At 60.4% G+C, this 23,570-nt stretch carries 22 protein-coding genes and 4 pseudogenes; 16 read left to right on the top strand and 10 right to left on the bottom strand.

Annotated features, from left to right (window positions below; all coding sequences use genetic code 11):
• Nucleotides 1-172: 172 nt before the first annotated feature.
• Entirely contained in the window at nucleotides 173-520 is a 348-nt protein-coding gene (locus tag M3461_00470; GenBank protein MDQ3772959.1) for a hypothetical protein, read from the bottom strand.
• 327 nt (nucleotides 521-847) lie between these two features.
• Here M3461_00470 and M3461_00465 point away from each other — a divergent pair, with 327 nt between their 5' ends.
• From M3461_00465 to M3461_00430, 8 genes and pseudogenes are all read left to right on the top strand, one after another.
• Nucleotides 848-1,327 (top strand): septal ring lytic transglycosylase RlpA family protein, encoded by a 480-nt coding sequence (locus M3461_00465; GenBank protein ID MDQ3772958.1) that lies wholly within the window; start codon nucleotides 848-850, stop codon nucleotides 1,325-1,327.
• Between the two features lie 362 nt (nucleotides 1,328-1,689).
• Nucleotides 1,690-2,582, top strand: a pseudogene (locus M3461_00460) (DUF1207 domain-containing protein).
• Between the two features lie 19 nt (nucleotides 2,583-2,601).
• Nucleotides 2,602-4,872 (top strand): bifunctional alpha,alpha-trehalose-phosphate synthase (UDP-forming)/trehalose-phosphatase, encoded by a 2,271-nt coding sequence (locus tag M3461_00455; GenBank protein MDQ3772957.1) that lies wholly within the window; start codon nucleotides 2,602-2,604, stop codon nucleotides 4,870-4,872.
• Nucleotides 4,873-4,941: 69 nt separating this feature from the next.
• Nucleotides 4,942-5,877: an IS1595 family transposase gene (locus tag M3461_00450; protein ID MDQ3772956.1), complete on the top strand. Its 936-nt coding sequence runs from the start codon at nucleotides 4,942-4,944 to the stop codon at nucleotides 5,875-5,877.
• Between the two features lie 17 nt (nucleotides 5,878-5,894).
• Nucleotides 5,895-6,644 carry a hypothetical protein gene (locus M3461_00445; GenBank protein MDQ3772955.1) on the top strand — a complete coding sequence of 250 codons (750 nt, stop codon included), beginning with the start codon at nucleotides 5,895-5,897 and terminating at the stop codon, nucleotides 6,642-6,644.
• Entirely contained in the window at nucleotides 6,644-7,120 is a 477-nt protein-coding gene (locus tag M3461_00440; GenBank protein ID MDQ3772954.1) for a type II toxin-antitoxin system VapC family toxin, read from the top strand. The genes M3461_00445 and M3461_00440 overlap by 1 nt, the downstream gene beginning before the upstream one ends.
• On the top strand, nucleotides 7,107-7,253 hold the full coding sequence (locus M3461_00435) for a hypothetical protein (GenBank protein ID MDQ3772953.1): 147 nt from the start codon (nucleotides 7,107-7,109) through the stop codon (nucleotides 7,251-7,253). The genes M3461_00440 and M3461_00435 overlap by 14 nt, the downstream gene beginning before the upstream one ends.
• Entirely contained in the window at nucleotides 7,253-8,359 is a 1,107-nt protein-coding gene (locus M3461_00430) for a peptidoglycan-binding protein (protein MDQ3772952.1), read from the top strand. The genes M3461_00435 and M3461_00430 overlap by 1 nt, the downstream gene beginning before the upstream one ends.
• Before the next feature lie 866 nt (nucleotides 8,360-9,225).
• Here M3461_00430 and M3461_00425 read toward each other — a convergent pair.
• Nucleotides 9,226-9,315, bottom strand: a pseudogene (locus M3461_00425) (aldo/keto reductase).
• 475 nt (nucleotides 9,316-9,790) lie between these two features.
• Here M3461_00425 and M3461_00420 point away from each other — a divergent pair.
• The 5 genes from M3461_00420 to M3461_00400 all read left to right on the top strand — a co-directional run bounded on the left by M3461_00420 (nucleotide 9,791) and on the right by M3461_00400 (nucleotide 13,967).
• Nucleotides 9,791-10,606: an NYN domain-containing protein gene (locus M3461_00420; protein MDQ3772951.1), complete on the top strand. Its 816-nt coding sequence runs from the start codon at nucleotides 9,791-9,793 to the stop codon at nucleotides 10,604-10,606.
• 82 nt (nucleotides 10,607-10,688) lie between these two features.
• Nucleotides 10,689-11,126 (top strand): DUF6524 family protein, encoded by a 438-nt coding sequence (locus tag M3461_00415; protein ID MDQ3772950.1) that lies wholly within the window; start codon nucleotides 10,689-10,691, stop codon nucleotides 11,124-11,126.
• Between the two features lie 417 nt (nucleotides 11,127-11,543).
• On the top strand, nucleotides 11,544-12,416 hold the full coding sequence (locus M3461_00410; GenBank protein ID MDQ3772949.1) for a hypothetical protein: 873 nt from the start codon (nucleotides 11,544-11,546) through the stop codon (nucleotides 12,414-12,416).
• Nucleotides 12,385-13,152 (top strand): diguanylate cyclase, encoded by a 768-nt coding sequence (locus M3461_00405; protein ID MDQ3772948.1) that lies wholly within the window; start codon nucleotides 12,385-12,387, stop codon nucleotides 13,150-13,152. The genes M3461_00410 and M3461_00405 overlap by 32 nt, the downstream gene beginning before the upstream one ends.
• 143 nt (nucleotides 13,153-13,295) lie before the next feature.
• A complete protein-coding gene (locus M3461_00400; GenBank protein ID MDQ3772947.1) occupies nucleotides 13,296-13,967 on the top strand; it encodes a hypothetical protein in 672 nt (223 codons plus the stop codon).
• A 123-nt stretch (nucleotides 13,968-14,090) separates the two neighbouring features.
• Here the strand turns inward: M3461_00400 and lptF are convergent, their stop codons facing one another.
• The gene (gene lptF / locus M3461_00395; GenBank protein MDQ3772946.1) at nucleotides 14,091-15,206 is read right to left on the bottom strand and encodes an LPS export ABC transporter permease LptF; all 1,116 of its coding nucleotides are present in this window, start codon (nucleotides 15,204-15,206) and stop codon (nucleotides 14,091-14,093) included.
• A 138-nt stretch (nucleotides 15,207-15,344) separates the two neighbouring features.
• Here lptF and M3461_00390 point away from each other — a divergent pair, with 138 nt between their 5' ends.
• Nucleotides 15,345-16,841 (top strand): leucyl aminopeptidase, encoded by a 1,497-nt coding sequence (locus M3461_00390; protein MDQ3772945.1) that lies wholly within the window; start codon nucleotides 15,345-15,347, stop codon nucleotides 16,839-16,841.
• Between the two features lie 28 nt (nucleotides 16,842-16,869).
• Nucleotides 16,870-17,367 (top strand): DNA polymerase III subunit chi, encoded by a 498-nt coding sequence (locus tag M3461_00385; GenBank protein ID MDQ3772944.1) that lies wholly within the window; start codon nucleotides 16,870-16,872, stop codon nucleotides 17,365-17,367.
• 700 nt (nucleotides 17,368-18,067) lie between these two features.
• Here M3461_00385 and glcF read toward each other — a convergent pair.
• The 3 genes and pseudogenes from glcF to M3461_00370 form a co-directional block, all read right to left on the bottom strand.
• Nucleotides 18,068-19,363 carry a glycolate oxidase subunit GlcF gene (gene glcF / locus M3461_00380; protein MDQ3772943.1) on the bottom strand — a complete coding sequence of 432 codons (1,296 nt, stop codon included), beginning with the start codon at nucleotides 19,361-19,363 and terminating at the stop codon, nucleotides 18,068-18,070.
• Nucleotides 19,254-19,529 (bottom strand): annotated as a pseudogene (locus tag M3461_00375) (FAD-binding protein). The gene glcF and the pseudogene M3461_00375 overlap by 110 nt, the downstream one beginning before the upstream one ends.
• A gap of 120 nt (nucleotides 19,530-19,649) precedes the next feature.
• Nucleotides 19,650-20,411 (bottom strand): peptidase, encoded by a 762-nt coding sequence (locus M3461_00370; GenBank protein MDQ3772942.1) that lies wholly within the window; start codon nucleotides 20,409-20,411, stop codon nucleotides 19,650-19,652.
• A gap of 517 nt (nucleotides 20,412-20,928) precedes the next feature.
• On the opposite strand from M3461_00370, the pseudogene M3461_00365 reads away from it, so the two are divergent.
• Nucleotides 20,929-21,357, top strand: a pseudogene (locus M3461_00365) (transposase).
• Nucleotides 21,358-21,441: 84 nt separating this feature from the next.
• Here the strand turns inward: M3461_00365 and M3461_00360 are convergent.
• The 4 genes from M3461_00360 to M3461_00345 all read right to left on the bottom strand — a co-directional run bounded on the left by M3461_00360 (nucleotide 21,442) and on the right by M3461_00345 (nucleotide 23,468).
• Nucleotides 21,442-22,029, bottom strand: coding sequence for a deaminase (locus M3461_00360; GenBank protein ID MDQ3772941.1), 588 nt, complete (start codon nucleotides 22,027-22,029; stop codon nucleotides 21,442-21,444).
• A gap of 11 nt (nucleotides 22,030-22,040) precedes the next feature.
• Nucleotides 22,041-22,307, bottom strand: a complete 267-nt coding sequence (locus M3461_00355; protein MDQ3772940.1) for a hypothetical protein — start codon at nucleotides 22,305-22,307, stop codon at nucleotides 22,041-22,043.
• Nucleotides 22,308-22,469: 162 nt separating this feature from the next.
• Nucleotides 22,470-22,889: a hypothetical protein gene (locus M3461_00350; protein MDQ3772939.1), complete on the bottom strand. Its 420-nt coding sequence runs from the start codon at nucleotides 22,887-22,889 to the stop codon at nucleotides 22,470-22,472.
• Between the two features lie 45 nt (nucleotides 22,890-22,934).
• Entirely contained in the window at nucleotides 22,935-23,468 is a 534-nt protein-coding gene (locus M3461_00345; GenBank protein MDQ3772938.1) for a J domain-containing protein, read from the bottom strand.
• Nucleotides 23,469-23,570: the final 102 nt, after the last annotated feature.

Genomic DNA, 23,570 nt, shown 5'->3' with positions numbered 1-23,570 from the left:
AAACGTAACCTTCGACGTGGAGCAGGGCCCGAAGGGCCCGTCGGCGGCGAGAGTCCAGACGGCCTAAACATCACGCACTGCGTAAGCAGGTGTCGCGAGACCCCGCCACCCGGCGGGGTCTTTTTTTTGCCGGAAGCGAATGCGAGCCCGAAGCGAAGGAAGGATAGGAAGGTCAACGCTGGTTTGCAACAAGAAGCAGGTACTGTTGCGCTGTTGCGTCGGATGGGCCGGCCGGGGATCCGGCGGCGCGCGAGGCGGTAAGACGCCGTTTGGGCCGATCTCGAAAGCATTGGTCGAGGCCAAGCTCGCTTTTGAGCCTCAGATAGTCCTGTTCGATCATCCAGCATACCTTGGCGGTGGCGACGAACTGCTTGAGGGTGCTGTCCTGCGGCAACGTCGAGAGCCAGTAACGGCTCGGCTCGACCTCGCCCTTTGGCCACTCGATGGGCAGCCCCTCCTGTGCGCGAGTTTTATCAGCGTGTGAGCAGCGCGTATCCGCACGCGGGCGAAACGCCAGCACGGGGTTCGACTTGAAACTCCATGGAGACCATCACCGCGCCGGTACGCTCTACCGGTCCCGCGGTAATGCTTACCGACAGCGTAGTCCCTCGCCGTGGCGTAAGAATAAGATCTTTGGTAAGGCAAACCGTGACTTAGGCTGAGGCGGCCAGCGCGGCACAGTCAGTGCACCTTCGGGGATAGGGTTGTGCGAGCAGCTGGTCGTGTACCAGATGTCGTGTACCAGATTGTTCGTCGAGCTAACCTTTCACGTCAGTCAAAGGAGGTCGTTACCATGGACACCCCGTTACGCGCACTCCCCGTACTCCGCGCCGCCCTTGCGGCGTCCGTGCTCTGGCTCTGCGGCGCCGCGGCCGCCGAAGAAGCCTCGCAAAGCGTCGAGGCCGTTGTCAAAAAGGTCGAGAAACTGGCCGAGCGGACCGAGAAGGCCGAAGGTAAGCATGACCTAGTGGAAGACACCGTCCGCACGAAAACCGGCACCGGCGGTGAGAAAGTGGTCGAGCAAGTGGGCGAGGCGTCGTACTACGGCAAGGGCTTTCACGGGAAGAAGACGGCTAGCGGGGACAAATTCGACCAGGGCGACCTGACCGCCGCGCACCCCACCCTCCCGCTCGGGTCGGAAGCGAAAGTGACGAACCTGGAGACCGGGGAGTCAGTGGAGGTACAAATTAACGACCGCGGCCCCTACGCCAAGGGCCGGGACATCGACCTATCGAAAGCCGCGGCCAAAGAGATCGGGATCGACAAGAAAAACGGCGGGGCGCCGGTGAAGATCGAAGCAAACCTGCCTAAGACAAGTAGCCAGTAGTCAGCGGCCACGAGCTCGCGCGCCCCGCTCGGCACGGCCGGCAGTCGGGTGACGAGCCATACGAGCCAGGTGAGGCGGGAAGGACTGAGCTGCCCAAGGGCTGGTGCCCGGTCTCTCAAGACCCCGTGCGGTGAACTGCCGACCTGAGAGTCCTCTCCTTGCTTCCTATGAGCCGACAATCCTCTTTGGCCCTCGCTCGCCCGAGACGCCAAGACGCTCCGAAACATAGCGCCTCGGGCCTAGGAAGGGCCCGATAATGCCCCGTCCAAGGCCGAGGACTCGCATGCTTGACAGCTCATGAGCCCGGCAGTACAGTGCCTCTTGATGACAAAGGGCTTTGAAAATCCCTATTCCCGACGCGTTTATCTGGTATCTCGGGTGTCACAGGAGTCGAGGTCTTGAAAGACAAAGATCCGGCCGCCCGGAGCGCGGCTACGACACTCGTTGCTGAGACCAAACAACCGCCCGGTAAGGAGAGCCTCCCCACCGGGCCGCTTCCTGAGGGCCACCTTTTCAAACCGTTACTTGCCGATCCGCGCTTGCCCCACTTTTCGGCCGCTTATCACTACTACATCGATAACTCGAGCGGGGCGGATATCGCGACGGTGAGCTTCGGCGAGACGATTCCTTGCGGCAACCTCACGCACGAGCAGTCATCCAGGCAATGGGAATTGGGTCTTCAGGCCGGGGCCTTCAGCGACTTCGACCTCAATGCTCCATCGCACGATCTCGTCAACGCGGATTATTTTGGAGGCCTCTACTCGAGTTTCCGTGTCGGCCGTTGGTCGGCCTTCGGCCGCCTCTTTCACGAGAGTTCTCACCGCGGTGACGAGTTCTTATTGCGGACCCGGTGGCAGCGTGTGGATCTCAGCTACGATGGGGCGGATCTCAAGTTATCTTACGAGTTCCCCGTCGGGCTACGTATCTATGGCGGAGGCGGTGGTCTGTTCGACCGGGAACCTGCAGACCTCAAGGTTTGGTCAACGCAATATGCCTTCGAATTCAGAAGCCCGTGGCGCGCGGAATTTGGGGCATGCGGCCGATCGTGGCAGAGAATTTTGAAGAACCTAACTGGAGCACCGACATATCTGCGAGAGCAGGTGTTCAGTTCGATAGCCTACAAGTGCTAGACCGCAACCTCCAGATCCTGGTGGAGTACTTCAACGGCCATTCGCCGAGTGGCCAGTTCTTTAGGGACAAGATTGAATATATCGGACTCGACGCCCACTTCCATTTTGAGCGACCGTCGGAGTGAGCGCGGCAGGGGGACCGATATGCCCGATACGCGCAGGATCTTCATCGTCTCAAACCGATTGCCGCTCAGCATCGAGAGCGAGGGCGAGACGTTCAATTTCAAACGCAGCTCCGGGGGGCTCGTCGCCGGGCTCAACGATGTCCACAACGGCGTCCATCGGCACGCTCAGTCGATCTGGGTCGGACACTCAGGGATCTTCCAAGACCAGCCGCGTTACGAATCCGTGACGGCGCGTCTGCTGGCCGATCGCTACCTCGCAGTAGCCATAGCGCAGGATGAGTACGACGGTTACTACGCCGGTATGGCGAACGGCACGTTGTGGCCGCTGTTTCATTATTTTCCCGCCTACATGCGGTACGACGAGCGCGATTGGATAGCCTATGTGCGGGTCAATCAACGCTTTACCGACACGATTTTGTCGATGGCGCAACCGGGCGACCTGGTTTGGGTCCACGACTATCAGCTCATGCTTGTACCGGGGATGCTGCGGCACGCGTCGCCCGAGCTGCGGATTGCCTACTTTCACCACATCCCCTTCCCCTCCTCTGAGATGTTTCGCATTCTAACGAGGCGCGATGAGATCCTCCAGGGCGTTCTGGGCGCTGATCTCGTTGGCTTGCACACACTCGACTATGTGCGGCACTTTCTCACCTGCGTGACGCGCATTCTGGGCGGCGACGTGGATCGCGATGCCATTCATTACCAGCGCCGCATTGTCAAGGTCGGCGCCTTTCCTTTGGGAGTGGACGTCGAGTCGACCCGCGACCGCGTTAAAAACTCGGAGGCCGTCGCCGGCATGACCGAGCTGTCGCGGTCGGTCGAAGGAAAATTGGTCTTTCTCGGTATCGACCGGCTCGACTACACCAAGGGCATTCCCGAGCGCCTCAAGGCGTTCCAAATTTTTCTCAGGAAGCACCCCGAATGCGTCGATCACACGGCCTTCGTGCAGGTGTGCGTGCCGTCGCGACAGGATGCGCCAAACTACGCCGAGCTCCGCTCGGAGGTCGAGCGCCTCGTCGGTCAAATCAACGGGGAGTTCGGGCGCCCCGGCTACGTGCCCTTGCAGTATTTGTATCAGCCCTTTTCCCCGGAGCAGGTGGTGGCATTTTACCGGCTTGGCGACGTCATGCTCGTCACGCCGCTTCGCGACGGCCTGAACCTCGTTTGCAAGGAGTTCGTGGCGTCGCGACGCGACGATGATGGCGTCTTGATCTTGAGCGAGTTCGCGGGAGCGGCCGCGGAAATGGGCGAGGCCCTCCTCGTGAACCCCTACAACGTTGATAGACTCGCCGACAGCATGTACGAAGCGGCACGGATGGAGCCCGAGGAGCGGCGGAGACGCATGCAACTCTTGCGTCGGCGCGTCACGAGCTATAACAACGTCGAGTGGGCCAAGGATTTCATGCGTGCATGGGACGAAGCCTCGCCGACGATCGATTCGCGGTCGGGGCGTTTGGAAGGCGCTGCCCGGGCGGAGTTGATCGAGGCGGTCAGCACGGCGGTCGTCAAGCGTCTCTTTCTCGACTACGATGGCACTCTGACGCCCATTCGGCGCAATCCTACGCTGGCGACGCCCACGCCGGACCTGCTTGCTCTGCTTCAAGACCTTGGCCGACGACCCGACTTTGATGTCACGATCATTACCGGACGATCACGGGAGTTCTGCGATCAATATTTTGCCGGGATCGACCTGAACCTCGTGGCCGAGCATTGCGCCTTTTACCGGCGTAAGGGCGGTGGGGGCTGGGAGAGCGTCGTTAGCGCCGAGGAGTTCGAGCGCATCAAGGCCGTGGTGCGTCCCCACCTCGACAGCTACGTGCGACGCATTCCCGGCGCCTTCGTCGAAGAAAAAGAGACGGCCTTGGTCCTGCACTATCGTGAGGCGGAGCCCATCTTTGCCCATGCCCAGGCTCTCGACCTCAAGGAGTCGCTCACGCAGATTCTAGCAAACACGCCGTATTCGGCCTTTAGGGCCAAGAAGGCGATCGAGATGAAACCGGCCGCCGCCAACAAGGCAACAGCCGTCGAACAGCTCTTGCAGGAGAGTGAGCACGGGGACGCGGTCTTTGTGACGGCAGGCGACGATCTGGTCGACGAGGACATGTTCCGCGTCCGGGCCGATCGCAACCTGTCTATCCACATCGGCCAAGTCGGCAGTGTTGCGCGCTACTATCTCGACGCGCCCGCCGACTTGCACGCGCTACTCAAAGAACTCGTGAATCCACCGCCCGGCCAGGACTCGGCGGGTGGCGGGACAATCGCTATGCAAATGGCGGGAGGTCCTTATTAGGGGACATATCACCTTGACGTAGTAGGATACCCGGTGTATCATTGGATCTCATGGGATGAGGGAACGGTGATGAGCGATCTATCCAAGGAGATTTTCCACGACGAAACCGAGGCCCGTCAATGGCTTGAGGCTGAACTCTGGCCGAATGGGCCAGTGTGCCCGCATTGCGGCGTGGTCAATGAAGCAACGCTTATGCAAGGTAAGTCGCATCGGCCCGGTCTTTATAACTGCAATGCTTGCCGCGAGCCGTTCACGGTAACAGTCGGCACGCTTTACGAGCGCAGCAAGATCCCGCTTCACAAGTGGCTTGCCGCGACCCACCTATTGATGGCGAGCAAGAAGGGCATGAGCGCGCTACAGGTTGGCCGGATGTTGGGTATCAGCAAAAAGACTGCCTGGTTTCTTTGCCATCGCATTCGTGAATCGCTTCGGGAGACCAATCCCGAGATGCTTGGTGGCGACGGCAAGATGGTGGAAGCGGATGAATCCTTCGTCGGCGGCCTGGAAAAAAACAAGCATCGCAGCAAGCGTAAGCACCAAGGCACGGGGGGCACTGGCAAAGAAGCCGTGATTGCGCTTGTGGAGCGCGGGGGCCGCGTTCGCTCGCAGCACATTCCGGAAGTCACCGCCAAAACGCTGGGGCCAATCCTTAAGGCGCAGCTGGACGGTGCGAGCTACGTGTATACCGATGAAGGTGGCGCAATGAAAAAAGCCGCCAGCCAATTCGATCTGCATGACTCGATTAATCACAGCGCTGGCGAATATGTACGCGGCAAGGTTCACACTAACACAATCGAGGGATATTTCTCGATTATGAAGCGCGGTATCAACGGGGTGTACCATCACGTTTCTCAGCAACACCTAAAGCGATATCTTGCCGAGTTTGATTTTCGTTACAATGAGCGTTCCGCTCTTGGCGTTGAGGATGCCCAACGCATGGCGAAGTCCATTCAAGGTATTGTTGGCAAGCGCCTCATGTACCGGGACTCATTACCAAACGTTTAGTGGGATACGAGGTCTTTATGGCCATCGATCTTAATGAGATCACCACTGACCTCACACTAGAACTAGATGAGGACGTAATCTCCGTTGAGGATTTTGGGAAGGCGGTGGAGAGCTTTTTTGGGCTCGTGCGCGAGGTTTCTAAGCATGCTTCCCCAAGTCGGGATCCTAACTCTTGGCTGGTAAAGGTATACCCCGGTAGTGCTGCAATCGGTGTATTAAACCGTCCTGGGTCGTTTGTGCCCGATGAAGTAGATAGAATTCGGCGTTTGGTTATAGATGGTCTGAAACAATTAGAGAAAGGCAACCGGCCCACACAGTTTACAGATAAAGCCATCCAGTACAGTAGGACTCTAGGCATGTTGTTCAAAGGCAAGAAAGCGCCTGCGAATGTGCTGCTTTGGTCGAGAAATGAACTAGTCATCCCGATAAACCGAGTGATCTCTGCTAAAGCTTCCGAGCTACTTGAGCCCGCCTATGAAGATGAGGGCTCGGTTGAGGGATTTCTGGAAAAGCTGAACGCGCACGGACAATTCGAGTTTGTTATTTATGACACGTTGGATGCCAGGCCGATTAGGTGCGAAGTCGAAGAAAGTAAACTTAAAGAAGCCTGGGGTGCGTTTAGAAAACGGGTAGAAGTGTTGGGGACGGTGCGATACCGGAAAGATGGTCTGCCGGTAAGTGTTAAAGCGCGTGAACTTATTGTCTATCCTTCCCGCGACGAGATTCCCAGCGTAGCTGAAATCCGTAGCCTGCTATCGGAAACGTGATGGCTAGAGAAAGCGTCTATTGGGATTCCGCCGCTTTTCTTGGTTTGCTTAATCCCAATGAAGAACCCCATAGGGCGCAGAAATGCGAAGACGTATGGGTTGCCGCAGAAAAAGGGCATTTGTTGATTGTGACATCCACATTTACGGTGGCAGAGGTAATATACATTAAGGGTGTTCCAAAGATCGACCCGGCTAAGCGTCCGAAGCTGGATAGATTATTCCAAGCGCCCCATCTCGCTCAAAGGCCCCTAACTAGAATTATTGCGCAGTTGGCAAGGGATATTGTATGGGACTCAAACGTCAAGCCTAAAGACGCGGTGCATGTTGCTACGTCAGGATACTACTCAATCAAAACGTTCCACACTTTCGACAGCCAATTATTGGGGATGGGCGTTATCAACGTAGCGGGCTTTAGCGTGCAAGTCAAAGAACCCTACGCCCCTAGACAACTAAATGGCCTTGATGAAACGCTCTAAGCAAGAATCATCAGAACAGATAGAGCTGCGCCCCGATGGTTGGGAGCGCTTCAAGCGAGCCGTTGCCGCTGCGGCCAAGGTTGGGCCGAAGCATCGCAAGGCTAAAGAAGCGCCTAAGGATAGAAAACAATAATGAAACGTCCGATCACTTTTGGTTCACTGGAAGAACGTGGCTGCCGTATGAGAATTCTCCCTTTTTGGTTTTTACTATTTGTCTACGTAGCACCATCATCATTCGCAGCGGACGTGGCCTCTCGGGACTCCATCCGCGAGTTACAGACAGTCCTGTCGTCGAAAGGACTTTATGACGGGCGTATAGACGGGCTGAATGGCCCGAAAACCGAGAGAGCGATTCTTCTATATGAAGCTGAACTGCACCGTGACGGTTCTAATGCCGCTGATAAGTCACAACTGAACGAGTTGCGTGGTAAAGTTGATGCCCTTGCAAAGGCGTTAACTGACAGTGAGCGAGAACGAGCTTCCTTAAGCAACGCGGTCGTTAACATCGAGAAAGATTATCAGACCGACAAATCTTTGCGAGATCGAGACCTAGATTCGATAACAAGGGGATCAACACTACTCAAAGACCTAACAACGATCACTTTATCGACGATAGCATTGGCGCTTACCGCTGGTTTTGCGGCGACATATGTAGGACTGCGTACCTTACTTGGAGCTCGGTTCCGTAGAGACCATAAAGCGATGCTGAATACGGCGGAAGCAAAAATCTTTTGTAGGATCTACGCCAATCAAAGTCGTGCGTTCTATCTATATTATCGTGAGTTCCTTAATAGGCCATTGCACGGCGCATTCAAAAGCGGTGTCGCTCTTGCCATTATGTTTTCGGAGGCCGCGGTTGCTATGGCGCAGAAACTTCCAAAGAAAGACCCGGAAAAAGAAGAGTTACTGATGTACGCGGAGGTACACAGAGGGCATCACTATGCGTCTCAACAACTGCCTCAATCAAGTTCAAATACAGAGATTGCTCTTTTATTGGCATCTAAACTTTATGATTTCACAGATAAGCTTTTGGAGAATGGGAAAAAGGATCAATGGATCGCATGCAGAGATACCCTTGCATGGATACTCATAAGATTGGGAGATGAGGAACAACAAGCTAAAGGACGACGTATAGTTAATGCATTGCTAGAACATGATGACGTCCCTCTTCCTGCCCGCGAGCACATCAGAGAGAATTACCGCCTGATGGATGAAGCAGCCTGTCGGCTCGTTGGATAAAGTGGCTACGGAAAGACCACCTGGCGCGTTCTGTGGCGGGCATCGTCGATGATACCACGGGCACCTATTCGAGTCGTCGTGGCAACGGGCTCGGCATCGGCTGCCTCGGGGAATGCGGCATGGCGGCATGGCGGCATCGGCTATGAAGACCCGTGCCAGCACCTGCGCCTATGCTTTACCGTTCACCTGAGCCTGGCAGGTTGCGGATTATAACCATGGAGGATACATGGTAGACAGAGTAATCATTTCAGTAGCTCCTTTTGCGTAGAACGGCAAAAACCTTGCCACATTTGTGCATCGCACAAGCGCAACAAGGAAGTGTACCATATCTATAGCGACTTTGTATAGAGCCAATACAGTAGCGGAAAGGAACCAAGCTTGTCTGTGAGAAAATACCCGTAGCCGCCATATGACATTAAAAGTATAGAACAGTTCTAGCAATCTGCATAACTCATTGATATTAATAATATGTTTGTTGTCATCACGGTCGTTTCATCGCCTGCGGTGCGCGCCGGATCGGGGGGCCAGGGGTAGGGGCATGCGCTGAACAACGCGGAGCGGCAAGAGCCACGGCTGGCCGCCATGCGCGCAATGGACGCGCGGGGTAGGAGGGGGGTTGAAGTGTCCCGAGATCGATCGGGAAGGTTGGCATGACCCGTTGTAAGTTTTACCGATCCAGGGATGGGCGTACTACGTCAAGGTGATATTTCCCCTTATTAGGGGGCATCCTCAAACCACCCGCCATGCGGGTGATAGCTGATTCGGGGACTCTCGCAAAGACCTGCACCGCGCAATAGGGTTCATGTAGCTTTGATGGGCTGATGCCGAGGCAAGTTGCGGTAGCATGAGGTCATTTTCAACTTACCCATCCTGGTGCCCTTGGGCGGCTCGACGCCGCGGCGATATTTTCCGGTCAGGAATCCATTCGCCAGGGGAAAATAGGACAGGAAGCCAACGCGCTAGGTCACCTCATAGCGACGAGGCGATGTACATCTATTGAACGGCAATCCTCAACCGTGTCCACCTCTGCAAAGAGGCGCTGCGGCGCGCCCCCGCCGTATGGTGCCCGCTGCGGCCGCGCTCATCCGGCTGCGCGACGCCCAGTTCGCACGGCACCACGACTACGTGCGCGAGCATCTCGACGACATGGACCTGGACGGACTGAGGCGATGGCAACCGCCTTCATGACGTCCGTGATGTCAGCCTCTGGCGAGGACCGTAGCGCCTTGCGGATCGCCGTTGAATTCCCTATCCTTGGTGCGCCGGGCTGGGAGGGAGGGTACTGTCCGATCCGATACCGGCGGCGACGCGGAGAGCGGCAAGCCGCGATTCGGTGCGGGGCCCGAGCGGTAAGCCCTTGAGCGGGCCGCGATAGACGCGCGCCGAGGACCATGCTGCTCGGCCAAACTGGGCCAAACGAAGCAATAGAAAATGGCGGCACGACAAAATACCGAAAACATGGCGCTCTATTGCGACTTCGAGAACATCGCGCTCGGCGTGCGCGACGCCAAGCTCCAGAAGTTCGACATCCGAAAGGTGATCGAGCGGCTGCTGCTCAAGGGCAACATCGTCGTCAAGAAGGCCTACTGCGATTGGGACCGTTACAAGGACTTCAAGCCTGGCATGCACGAAGCCGCGTTCGAGCTGATCGAGATCCCACACCTGCGCCAGTCGGGCAAGAATTCGGCCGACATCCGCATGGTGGTGGATGCGCTCGACCTCTGCTACACCAAGGCGCACGTGGATACCTTCGTCATCATCAGCGGCGACTCGGATTTCTCCCCGCTGGTCTCCAAGCTGCGCGAGAACAACAAGGTCGTGATCGGCGTGGGCATCAAGGAATCGACCTCCGATCTGCTCATCGCCAACTGCGACGAGTTCATCTACTACGACGATCTGGCACGCGAGGAGGCGAAGGCCGCACGCCGTCGGCGCGAAAAGCCGCGCCCGGCGAAGACCGGCGAGAAGAAGTCGGGCACCGGCGAGGAGGACCGCAAGCAGTCCGCGCTCGATGTCGTGCTCGAGACCGTGGAGGACCTGTTCGCGGAGCGTGACGAGGAGGACAAGGTTTGGGGCTCTATGGTCAAGCAGGCGATCAAGCGCCGACAGCCGGGTTTCAGCGAGCGCTACCACGGGTTTCAGAGCTTCGCCAAGCTCTTGGAGGAGGCGCGCGAGCGTGGGCTCTTGGATCTCGACTACGACGACAAGTCGCGGGGTTACATCATCCGCGGCTATTCCAACGACTAGGTGGCCGGCCGAGCGGGCATTGTAACTCACACAACCGACCGCCCTAAGCTTGCCGAAAGACGGGAAACGAAGGGGGATGACGATGCAGAAACAGGGGGTTACGTGGTTCGGCGTGTTCGTCCGGTTCCTGATGGCCCTCGTCCTCGTGTACGCCACCTACAACCCCGAGGGCTGGTCGTACTTCCACTGGGCCGAGCGTGCCGTGCTGGGCACCGAGGGGAGCGGCTCTACCGCACTCGTGTTCTTGGCCGGCACGGTGCTCTTGATCGGCTGGGTCGTGTTCCTGAACGCCACACGCCGCTCGCTCGGCCTCGTCGGGGTGGTGCTGGCGGCGGCCTTGTGCGGCGGGGTTTATCTGGCTCTTCATCGAGCTCTTCATCGAGTGGGACGTGGTCTCCGCGGGCAATGTCCTGGTTCTGCAGCACCTGGCGCTCGTGATCGTGAGCGGGCGGTCGGCATGTCCTGGGCCCATCTCCGGCAGCGGCTCACCGGGCAGGTCAGCACCGACGAGGTGGATTAGCGCCCCTCAGCGCCCCTCGCCACGAGAAGAACACCGCGGGGCCGCAGGAGCTGGTCCCGGCTCGGTGGGCCGTCCGTTCCTCACCCGCAGCTCGTGTCGTCCCCTGGGCGTTCCATCGCCAGAACGGCGCCGCCGTCCGCCGGCCCCGGCCGAGACCCCGGAACCAACGGCACACCGGCTAAATATCACTCGTGGCGCGGGTCTTGCCCGGACGCGGCGGGTTCGTCTTCATCCAATCCGTAACGTACCGCTACAGAGCTGTCTGGCGCCTGGCCCGCACCGCGGGCGGTATTCGGGCCAGAGAAGCATCGCAACGCGTTTCCGGTCCAACAACGCCGGTGTGGAGCCCTGCGATGGGTGGGTACCCGACCGAGGGGCGGGAGCGCCTCCGAGAGCTGTTACTGAAGGTGAGATCCGATGATGCAATCCGAGCAAACCGTCTCGGCTGGCGCCCAACAGGCCGCCAGGGCCGGGTGTATCGACATGTTGTTTGGAGAGACCAGGACGGAGGCCGGTGTCGGCGCCGTCATGAGCGTTACGGCGGCCGCGATCCTGTGGGCACCGGACACCCAGTCGATGTTGCTGGGCTGGCTGGGGTGGATGACTGTCCTTTACGGCGTGCGTCTAGGGCTCTGTTGGGGTTACCAGCGATCGCCTTCGAAAACGGCCCGCGCCACGGCCTGGTCGGTCCTGTTCACGCTGGGCGTGGCCGGCACCTTCCTGACCTGGGGGCTCCTCGGGATCGCGACGTACGGTCGGGCGACCCCGTACCAGCAAAGCTTCGTCCTGCTACTGACCGCGTGTATGGTCCTAGCCACGCTGGCGGTCTACCGTGGCGCGGCTCTCGCCGTGACGACCGGCGCGCTCGCGGCATTGCTCCCCCCGGCGGGATATTTCCTGGTGCAGGCCGACGATTTTCTCGGCGCCGCCGGCGGCGCTCTGGCGATCTTCACCGTCGCGGTGATCGCCGCCGCGCTTCGCCTCGACAGGACATTGAGCGGATATTTTCACCTGCGCGCCGATCATCGGTGTCTGACGGGCGAGCTCCGGGCGCGGCAGGACGAGCTGGGCAAGCTGGGGGTCACCGCGAAGACCAGTCTGGCCCGCTGCGGCGAGCTGGAATCGGCGCTGGACCAGACCACGACGAGCCTACGTCGCCGCGACGCGTCGATCGGAGACCCTGGCCGAGACCCTGGTGCGCGTCGCGCCCCACTGCCCGGTCACGGGGCTGACCAACCGTCGGCGCTTCCAAGAGATCGTGCAGGTAGAATGGCGCCGCCTCATGCGTGAGGGTCGGCCCCTGTCCCTGATCATGTTTGACCTCGACGACGGGGACGGCAACGCCGCGTTCTACCGATCGGTGGCGGGCAGCGCGTGCCTATGCCGCATCGCCGAGGTGGCGCGAGGCCATGCGCGGCGCGCCGGCGATACCGCCGGCCGCTACGGCGAAACCCGCTTCGGGATTTTGCTGCCGGGCGCCAATACCGCCACTGCCAGGCGGATCGCCGAGGACTTGAGACGCGCCATCGAGGCCCACTGGATCGCCCATCCCATACCGGGCGCCTCGCCCATCGTGACGGTGCATGTGGGCGTGGCCACCCTGGTCCCGAGCCCCATCAGCGGGCCCGAGGACCTCCTCGGTCGTGCCGAGGATGCCATGTACCAGGCCGGGTTCCAAGGCGGTAATCGCGTGGTGGGCTACCAAACCCTGGACACCTTCGGCCTGGTTCGATGGGACCCCCAGGCGGATGGGACGCCCACCGAGCGCGCGCTCGTCGATAAGCTCTCCTCGTGGGGCTACCGCGCCGGCATGACCTATCAGAGCCCTGACAAAACGGCCGATCGCTGCCCCGACCTGCCCTCGGCCTGTGCGGTCGTGAGCGGAAAGCTCGGCCTCAGCATCGAAGGGCAGTCGTTCGAGCTCGACATGGGCGATTGCCTGTTCCTGCCCAAGGGCAAGACCTACAGCGCCGAGGTCCTGGGCAACGACCCGGTGTGGCTCTTGGACGCGAGCAAGTCGTCGTAACGACCGTCCGTTCGAATCGATCAGCGATCCCAGGGACGGGACGAGCGGTTCCGGGGCCGCTCTGCCGCGCGGGGGCCATGCCCCATCACCGTTGCAGAATCACGGGGCGTCTCCTATCATGCGCTCCTTCAGTGGGTGCAGCTATGCCGGAGCCATCGCTCATCATAACGAATCTCTTGGCGGTCTTCGGCTGGGCGGTATTCAGCTATCTGTACATCTCCATCGGAGAGCACCAGATCCACAAGCGCCTCATGCACAGCAAACCCTTGCCGGAGTGGGTCTACCCGACCTTCCCTTACGTCCTCGCCGCGTTCGAGGCGCACGGGATACGGCATCACCGGATATGGTACAGGGCCTTCGATTACGAGCCCGATCCGGTCGGGCGTGAGGAAAACCTGCCGATCCCCATGAAGGAAACGGCATTGATGCTGGTGGCGGCGTTTCCGCTGTGGTCCCCGATATTCCTGGTTTCGATCGCCGGCGGCTGGGTCTTCCTGGCGACGTCGCTGATCCACAATCGTCTGTGGGGCGCCTTCCATCGGCAGATGCACATCCCCCGATCGGTGTTTTACCGGGATTGGGCGATTTTCCGGTTTCTGGCCATCAACCATTTCCTGCACCATCAGGACAATCGGCGCAACTTCAACGTCGTCTTCCCGTTCGCCGATCTCCTGTTCGGCACACGAGCTACGCCCACCCGTGCAGATATCCGAGAGCTGTTGCGGCTCGGCTATATCGAACCGCGCTCGAAAGCCGCGCGCGCGCTGGTCCAACAACAGCGGGAAACGACGGAGTTGCTGCGGCGCTCTGCCTGACTTCACTGGGCCCGAGCCCGCGGATCCCCCGCGGCTTGCGCGCCACGCCCTCTTGTAGCGACGCGCGCTCCCCCTTCGCAAAGCTGTGCACTGCGCAACTGGTTCTTTGGCACCCCACGGGGTTCAGATGAGACGCAGAGGGGCGCGCGCGAAGCGCGCCGCCCACACTTCGCGCAACCGCTGCCGCAGCCAGGGGTAATACAAGACCCCGAGGATCACGACGGCCAAGAGGACGTGCGCCGCCCACAGTCCGATATACGGGGAGAGATCCCCCTTCTTGACGAGGCTCCGGCCGATGGTCAAGACGTTGCTGTAAGTGAAGTAGATGAGCACCGCGGACAGGAGCCCGATATAGCGGCGCGAGCGCACCGGCAGGCGGCCGAGCACGACGGCCAGGAGCGGTAACACGACGGCGGTGATCGGCATGGCGATCCGCCAATGCAGCTCGGCGGTGGCCGGACTGCCCGGGATGGTCCAAAGGGCCGCCGTGGGCGTCCCCGGCTTCAGCCCCGCCGCGCTGTCGTTTCTGTCGCGATCCATGCGCACGGCGTACTTCCGATATTCGACGATCGCATAGTCGAGCCGCCCCGGGGTACCGGTGTAGCGGCGCCCGTCCTTGAAGACCACGTAGCGATCCCCCGTCTTCGGGTCGTGTTCCAGCTCGGCGCTCTGCGAGGTCAATACCCCGAGCCGGCCTTCCTGCCGTCCCTGTAGGAATACGTTCGACATGGTGCGCCGGTCCTCGGACACTCCCTCGACATACAGGATGCGATCGCCCTCGGTGAACTCCTTGAACCGTCCCGGCACGATCCCGGTAACGTCGGACTCCGTCCTGGCGCGCTCCGCGAGCGTATCGAGGCGTGCCTCGGCCCAGGGCGCGACGTAGAGCGAAAGACCGCCGACCGCGAGCGCGAACCCGCACGCCAGCTTGAGCGTGGCCCGCAGCAGGCGCGAGGCGCCAAACCCGATGCAGGCCATGGCCGTGAGCTCGTGGTCGCGGCCGAGCCGCGTCAAGGCCATATAAATGCCTAGATACAGGCACAGTGGCAGCATCAAGACCGAGGCGGAAAGGAGCTTGAGACCCAGGAGCTCCAGGATTAGGTCGCTGCCGAGCTTGCCGGCCGCCGCATCGGCGAGATACTGCACGAAGCGGCTGCTCGCGTAGGCGCACGTGAGCAGCAAGAGGACCGCGCCGAAGGCCCGCAGGCTCTCGCGCCACAGATAACGCTCCAGTACCATCACGTCATGAGCCCGCGGCGACGTGCCGGTTTTGCGCTCTTTGCAACAAATGAATACACTTGCACCGGCATCTCGCACCCCCTCCGGGCCCTCACGGCGGATCATAGCCCAGGTTTAAAATAGTAATAAGCACGCGCCATGGACTTCAGTCTCACCACCGCATCCCCGGAACGCCAAGCAGTGCCCTGCGTCGTCTGCGGGGTATTCACCAAGCGCCGCCTCTCGGAGGCCGCCGCCAGGCTCGACCACGCGAGCCGCAAGGCCATCACCGGTTTCTTGAAGCGCGGCGATCTGGAAGGCCGCCTGGGCCAGACGCTGCTCCTGCACGACCTGGGCGGGATCGCCGCGGAGCGCGTCCTGCTCGTCGGCTGCGGTCCCGAGGAGGAGTGGAACGAGCACAAGTTCCGGGAGGTGATCGCCAAGACCGGCGCGGCGCTCGCCGAGACCGGCGTGACCGAGGCCGTGAGCTTCTTGACCGATCTCCCCGTGCCGCAACGCGACCTGTACTGGAAGCTCCGGCAGTCGGTCGAGGTAACGGATGCCACGGCCTATCGATTCGATCGCCTGAAGAGCAAGAAGGACACGCCGGAGCAGAGGCTCGCGGGCATGCGGTTCTCCGTCCCGAGCGCCTTGGAGGACTCCAAGCTCAGTCGCGCCACCGTGGAGGGACAGGCCATCGCGCGCGCGGTGCGGCTCGCGAAGGACCTCGCCAACTCTCCGAGCAACCACTGTACGCCTGCCCACCTGGCCGCGCAGGCCAAGGCCATCCAGAAGGCCCACCCGGCCGTCAAGGTGCGGGTCCTGGACGGCGCGCAGATGAAGCGCCTCGGGATGGGCGCGTTGCTCGGCGTCGCGCGCGGCAGCCACGAGCCGCCCTTGCTCATCACGCTGGAGTACCGCGGCACCCGTGCCTCGGCCCCGCCCGCGGTGCTGGTCGGCAAGGGCGTAACCTTCGATTCGGGGGGGATCTCCATTAAGCCGGCCGCGGCCATGGACGAGATGAAGTTCGACATGGCGGGTGCGGCAAGCGTGCTGGCGACGCTCCAGGCCGTGGCCGAGCTGAAGTTGACCCAGAACGTCGTGGGCATCGTTCCGGCCACCGAGAACATGCCCGGCGGCAACGCCATCAAACCGGGCGATGTGCTCACGAGCCTGTCGGGCCAGACCATCGAGGTCCTCAATACCGACGCCGAGGGGCGTTTGATCCTGTGCGACGCGCTTACCTATGCCGAGCGCTTCAAGCCCGAGGTGGTCATCGACATCGCGACGCTCACGGGCGCCTGCGTGATCGCGCTCGGCGCCCACGCCTCGGGGCTCCTCGGGAACGACGAGGGGCTGTGCCGATCGCTGCTCGCGGCCGGCACGACCAGCGGCGATCGGGTCTGGCAACTGCCCCTGTGGGACGACTATCAGAAGGCGCTCGACAGCCCCTTCGCGGACATGGCCAACGTCGGCGGGCGCGAAGCCGGCACCATCACCGCCGCCTGCTTCCTGTCGCGCTTCACCAAGAAGCTCAAGTGGGCGCACCTCGACATCGCCGGTACCGCCTGGCGCTCCACGAACAAGAAAGGGGCGACCGGCCGGCCGGTGCCCTTGCTCGTGCAGTTCCTCCTCGATCGCGCGGGCCAAACATAAATAAAGATTGGGCGCGAGATCAAGGGCGATGGAGACGCGGGTTGATTTCTACGTGCTGGCGGAGGGCGCGCGCCTGAACCGTGAGTGGCTCATCTGCCGCCTCGCCGGCAAGGCCTACGGCCACGGCAAGCGCGTCTACATCCATACCGATACGAACGAGGAGGCCATGCGCCTCGACGACCTCCTGTGGACCTTCGAGGACATCGGTTTTCTCCCCCACGAGCGCGCCGAGGACGGGCCAAACCCGGACACGCCGATCCTGGTCGGCTGCGGCACCGAGCCGCCGCAGACGGCGACCGTCCTGATCACCACGGCGCATCCCGTGCCGGCCTTCATCGAGCGCTACGAGCGGGTGCTCGAGGTCGTGGACCAGGACCCCGAGCGCCTCAAGCGCTCGCGCCAGCGCTACCGGGATTACCAGGCGAGGGGATTGAGCCCCCGTAAACACGATATTACCCGGGGCGATACTACCGGGGGCGATATCAGCGGGGGTCAGTTGACCGGAGGCCATGACTCGGGATTCTGACGGGCAGGGGGGTAGGGGCGGGCGGCGTACGGCGCTACGCGCCGCCGCTGAACCGGAACGTTGACGTGCCTAGACTGGCATTGTGAGTAATAACCGTCTCAATGCCGTAGTAATTCTCGACGCGGTTCCAGACGGCGAATTGAACACTGCTCGTCGCCTACGTGAAGACCTGGAAGACATAGCCAGTTTTCGCGCTGATGGGCTTCGGGTGCGATATGCGCGTGTACAAACGCCCGATCAAGTCGAAGCTAATCTTTCCGCCGTACTGCGAGATACTCGAGAAACTGGCTTGCTTCCCTTGCTGCATTTGGAAGGACATGGGTTCGCGGACGAAAGTGGTTTCGCGCTCCCGGACGGGAAACATTGCGACCGGAGCGGCCCAAAACGATCGCTCTCTCGCTGGGTTCGTTCACTGCAAGAATTGACTCAGCCTTCCAACTTGGCCTCATCTCGCGCAATTTTGCCAGAGATCTACACTTTGTACGGAAGATTCGAAACGAGTCCGCCCACCATCCCTTGGAGTGCACGTTCGAAACAGCCCGCATCAAGGACTGGGTTCGGGCTCTTGAAGCCGCATCCGATTACAACCGGCGCAATCCCGAGACCCGCAAGGCGATGGTCCACCGGGTACGAGGTGGGATTTCCTAGGAATTGCGGCGTGGATTCCTCCACTACTCTAGCTTAGTTTAGCCCACCCCTGTCATACCAAAAGCTCGACCCAGTGTACTACCGGCACACGGGCCTCCTGCCGTAGATAGGTGTAGCAGCCGATGTTGGCGGTGGCGATGAGGTCGGGATGCCCGGCTTCCAGGGCATCCACCTTGGCGCGGAGCAGGGGACGGGACAGTGCCGGTTGCAGGATCGAGTAGGTGCCGGCGGAGCCGCAGCACAGCCCGGGATCGGCCACCGGGGTCAGCTCGAAGCCGAGGCGCGAAAGCACGGATTCGGTCACGCCTGCGAGGCCCTGGCCGTGCGTCAAGCTGCACGGCGAGTGAAAGGCGATGCGGCGGGGGGCCGCGACCGCCAGTGCCGATGGGGCCTCTGCCCCCACGACCTCCGAGATGTCGCGCGTCAGCCTCGACACGCGCTCGGCGCGTTCCGCGTAATGCGGATCGTGGCGCAACAACCGGCCATAGTCCTTGATCATCGTGCCACAGCCGCTGGCGGTGACGATCAACGTCTCGGCCCCGGCCTGGCTCCGCGGCCACCAGGCGTCGATGTTGCACCGCATTAGCTCGTGGGTCTGCGCCTCGGCCGCGAGGTGATGGCTCAGGGCGCCGCAGCAGCCTGGCGCCGGGAGCACGCCGATCCCAAGCCGATTCAGTAGCCTGGCCGCCGCGTCATTGATGCCCGGCGCGAACAGGGGCTGCACACAGCCCTCGAACAAGAGTGCCCGCCGGGCATGGCGCGGGGCCGGCCAGACGGCCGGCGGGCAATGCTCCGGGATGTGCCGGCGCAGGGCGTGGGGCACGAGCGGCCGGATGAGCTGGGCGGCGCGCAACAGCGGTCGCAGGCGGCGCGGGTAGGGCAGCACTCGACACAGGAGGAAACGCTTCAGCCGTTCGCCGAGCGGTCTCGGGCTCAGTCGCTCGATGTGGGTCCTGCCGATGTCGAGCAGGCGCGCATATTCGACGCCCGAGGGGCAGGCGGTCTCGCAGGCGCGGCAACCCAGGCAGCGGTCGAGATGGACCTGGGTGGTGCGGCCCGCCTCGTGCCCCTCCAGGAAAGACTTGATGAGGTAGATGCGCCCGCGCGGGCCGTCCAGCTCGTCGCCCAGGAGCCGGTAGGTCGGGCAGCTCGCCGTGCAGAAACCGCAATGGACGCAACTGCACGGCGTCGCGCACGCTGCCCGCGTAGGGCCGGCGCGGACCCGACAACCCCGTGGAGACGGTGCCGCCGAGGGTCGCCCCGATTCCGAAGTGGGGCGGCTCGAAGCCGAACATCTGACCCTGCTCCGCCAGCAGCGCTTCGAGATCACCCACTCGGGTGCCCGCACGTGCCGTCACCACGAGCTCGGTCGGCTCATAAGACACCACGCCACGGTAGCCGGCGATCGACAAGCGGGAGCCCTCGATGTCCCGGCCAAAAAAGGCCTTGGTATCCCCACCCAGGATGCGCAGGACGGTGCCCGCATCGTGCGCCTGCCGGACACGCTCCACCATCTCCACGAGCGCATGCTCGGCTGCCTGGCCGACATCGGACTCGCCTGGAGGGTGGATAGACACGAGGCGTGGTCCGGGACGGCCCCTGCGAAAATTTATTAGATAAACGGGGGCGAAGGACTACTCGAAGGTGGCGTTGAATACCGCGGCCGGCTGCTCCTTGGCGCTCGCCCACGCGATCGGCGGAAGCTGGCGGAAAGCCTGTTTGATCAGGTCGTCCCAGCCCCTCCGGATCTGCCTCAAATAGGGACTGTCCTCGGTGAAGCGCAGGCGCTCGTCGAGATTGAGACTATCGCGGCGGTAGATCAGGACCTCGAGCGGCGGGCCCACGGTGACATTGCTGCGCATGGTCGAATCCATGGAGACCAGCGCGGTCAGCGCGGCGGTCTCGAGACTGGTGGCCGGGGTCAGGATCCGGTCCAGGATGGGCTTGCCGTATTTGCTCTCGCCGATCTGGAGAAACGGCGTGTCGTCGGAGGTCGTGATGTGATTGCCCTGCGGGTACACCAGCATCACGATCGGCGGTTCGCTGCCGATCTGCCCGCCGAGGATGAAGCTGGCCTCGTAGGATACGCCGCCGCCGGTGTGCTTGGCCTGTTGACCGATGCTGATCCCGCCTAGGTAATCCGCCGCCTCGCTCATGTTCGGGACGCTCAGGAGGCTGCTCGGCAGGGCGTCTCTGATGTCGCGTTCGAGCTGCGCGATGACCGCCTGGCAGGTCGCGAGGTTGCCCGCGCTGAGCAACACGAACTGCCGATCCCCGGGTGCGCCGAAGACGCGCATCTTGCTGTAGGTCCGGACCTGGTCGGCGCCCGCGTTGGTCCGGGAATCCGACGAAAAAACAAGACCTTCGTTGATGGCGATGGCGAGACAATAGGTCATGTGCTGCGGCCTGTCGCGGGCATCCCGGCGCCCAAGATTTTGGCCGTATTATACATCAGCCCTGGGCGATGCCGACGGGACCCCATGCTTTGACTGGGGTCCAGCCACCGGCATCGCCAACCCGCAGGCCTACGCATGGCGGTTCTCTGATGGCGTTTGATCGGAGCCCATGGGCTGTCTGCCCCCTTCACCGTCGATGCGGGCTACAAGACCTTTGCTGTTTCTGCTTTCATGTTTTTTGAAGCGCAACGACCCGGTTGAGCGGTGCGGGTCCGGAAGATAGGTCTTGGCCGCTGAGTGTCACCGCGTCCGTCTCCAACCGGTTGGTTAGGCTAGAACTTACTTATGAGCAAGCGCTTCCCAAACGACAGCACCAAGGCCCGCTAGGAACACCAGGAACGCGATAATGACTAGCCACTCCATCCCAGCTCCTCCAGTTCATCGATCTTTGATATGCACGATGGTTGACCCAGACTACGGCAGCAGTAATACTGGCAACAGCCAAGACTCCATTGCCCTGCCCGATTATACCTTGTTCACTGCCTTGCCGGGTGCCGGAGCGGTGTATGCTCCCCGACTGCTGGCCGCCTTCGGCGAGCGACGCGAGCGCTACGCCAGCGCCGCCGAGCTCCAGGAATACGGAGGCATTGCTGCCGTGACCGAGCGCAGCGGCAACAAGTGCTGGGTCCACTGGCGCCTACACTGCCCCAAGTTCCTGCGCCAGACGTTCGTGGAGTGGGCCGCCCAGGCCATCCCGCATTCCTACTGGGCCAAGGCCTTCTACGAGCAGCAGCGCACCAAGGGCTCCTCACACCAGACGGCTCTCCGCGCTTTGTCCTTCAAGTGGATCAGGATCTTGTACCGCTGCTGGCAAACCCGCACTCCCTACGACGAGGTGACCTACCTCAATGCACTCAAGCGCCGCGGCTCACCGCTGCTGAACTAAACTCAGAAACCCTGACAAACCCTTGACGGTCTACCTCAGGGCATGGATTGAAACGATCTTTCAGGTCGTCTCAATCCTTATTGGTTAGGGGGCGTTTCCATTTGCCCACGCAGCCTCTGGATCTTCTACATCCACTTTGCGAACCCCGCCAGGCAATTTGCTCTGTGCGAGTCGATATTGCTCTTGGAGGGAGTCAATCGGGTGCTTCCAGTCATGCATGAAATAAATTGTGTGCACCTTCGCTTGAAGCATCGCCTTTGTGCAATCAAAACAAGGACGAAGGGTGGAGTAAACGAACGCGTCCTCAATTGAGTTTCCAAATCGGGCTGCGGTGATCAATGCGTTCTGCTCCGCATGGACGCAGATACACACGTCGTATCCCACGCTCTTTGCATAAGTATCTTTGTTTTTGCAACGGACACACCCACGATCCATGCAATTTGTCATTCCCTCGGGCGTTCCGTTGTAGCCCGTCGAAATGATCCGGTTTTCCTTAATGACAGCCCCGGGAATAGTGCCTGACATCGCGCCGACAGGCCCAGCAGCCAATCCTACGCCACTGCCAACATAAGCGCCCCCGGCCGCACCAGCAGCGGTAGCACCAGCTGTAGTTGCCGGATGCATTTTCGACTCAAATGTGCTGTTGCATGTTTTGCATATGACCGTTGCCATCTGATGTCTCCTCAAAGCGGACGAGGCGAGATAAGTTGGAAGAAGATCCATACGACATAGACAGCACCGATAAGCTGGGCGAAGCCGCCACATGGACCAATGCGAAAGGACTTAATCGCAAGCCAGATAAGAAAAGGAACTGCAAATATCACAAACGGGATGGCCGGCAGAAATGCAACCGCCACAGCTTGCCATGGGTTTTCGAATTGCAGTCCAGGGAACTGCTTTGATGCTTTGGCAAAGAAGCCGATCAAACCTAGGATATACAGGACGATCATCCACAGCTATAGCTTAGTCCACGTCAGCCTAGGTCTCGTCACTTGCTCGTTTGCGTTCATGCGAACTCCCCTTGCCCAACGAAAGAACCCCACCCTTGCCCAACGTGAAAACTCACTGGGCGCCGACGCAGGAGGCGCTCCGGTGCAGCGCCTTGTTGGGTGTTATTGGTGGTTCCTCACGAACGAGAGTTCATCTTGAGTGCCGTCGTGCAAAGTTAGTTGCAGGTGAAATTTTCCATCTCCGTCTACTATTTGTCTTACAGTCCAGATCATCGAAGAGTCACCATTGGCCTTCATGGCGAGGATCTTGTTTTCATCATCGAAGTTCTCAACGACGACGACGGGAATTGAGTGGCCATCTATTTCTACAGACTTGCTCTTCCCCTCTAGACGAAAAGTAACTAGGGCACCATCTTGATTGGCCCTCCAAACGCCACTCACATCGCTGAGTGCCGTTTCCCTTTTCAAATCAGAGCCAAAGTTATAGGCGACAACAGCAATAATAATGACAAGCAAAGAAAGGCAAAGTACGGCAATACCGAGCGGCTTACCCCATTTTCTCCTCTCGTATTGCCCGCCCAACTGCTCTTTTATATATTTAACTTGTGATTTTGCGGAAGAAAAGTATCATCCAAATAAATATCCAATCCCAATTGCGTTTCCAACTTTACCAGGCAAGAAAATCGCCACCGATATAGCCAATATGCCACCATATACCCAATACATGGAGTATTTTGCTTTTGATTCGTCGCCTAAAGCAGACCAGTTTTTGGCTTGTAACCATGCACCAAAAACCGGGGAAAAGAGCAAACTCCAATTAGCTGCGGCATTCGGATTCCACAGTGCCGCGTGAAGAGAGGCCGGGGATGAGGGTACGGAGGATGCTGAGGTGGAATGAGCGTAATCGTCGCTCGGAGGTATTGCGGCGCGCGCTCTCTCGGTCTTAATCCATTGGTCGTGCTCTTTTCTGCGCTGTGAGTCTGATAACACGACGTAGGCCTCATTCAAAAGGCGCGAGATGCGCTCTGCCTCCGCTCTATTGTCGAGATTCTTATCAGGGTGCCATTTTTGCGAGAGAAACTTGTACGCACCTTTAATGGCTTCGAGGCTCGCAGTCTCTGCGACCTGCAAGTTGTCGTAATGCGTGCGAATGCTTTTCATGAAAAGTTAGCCCAGGCCCAACAGTTGATTAGGCAGAATCCGAAATTAGTGTGGTAGGCAGAATCGGCCCTACAGGGTCCTGGGGCGCTAGCGCCCCAGGAC

It is taken from the genome of Pseudomonadota bacterium (assembly GCA_030860485.1).
In the GTDB taxonomy this organism is placed as follows: Bacteria; Pseudomonadota; Gammaproteobacteria; order JACCXJ01; family JACCXJ01; genus JACCXJ01.
This window is presented reverse-complemented; position numbering and strand designations above follow the sequence as displayed.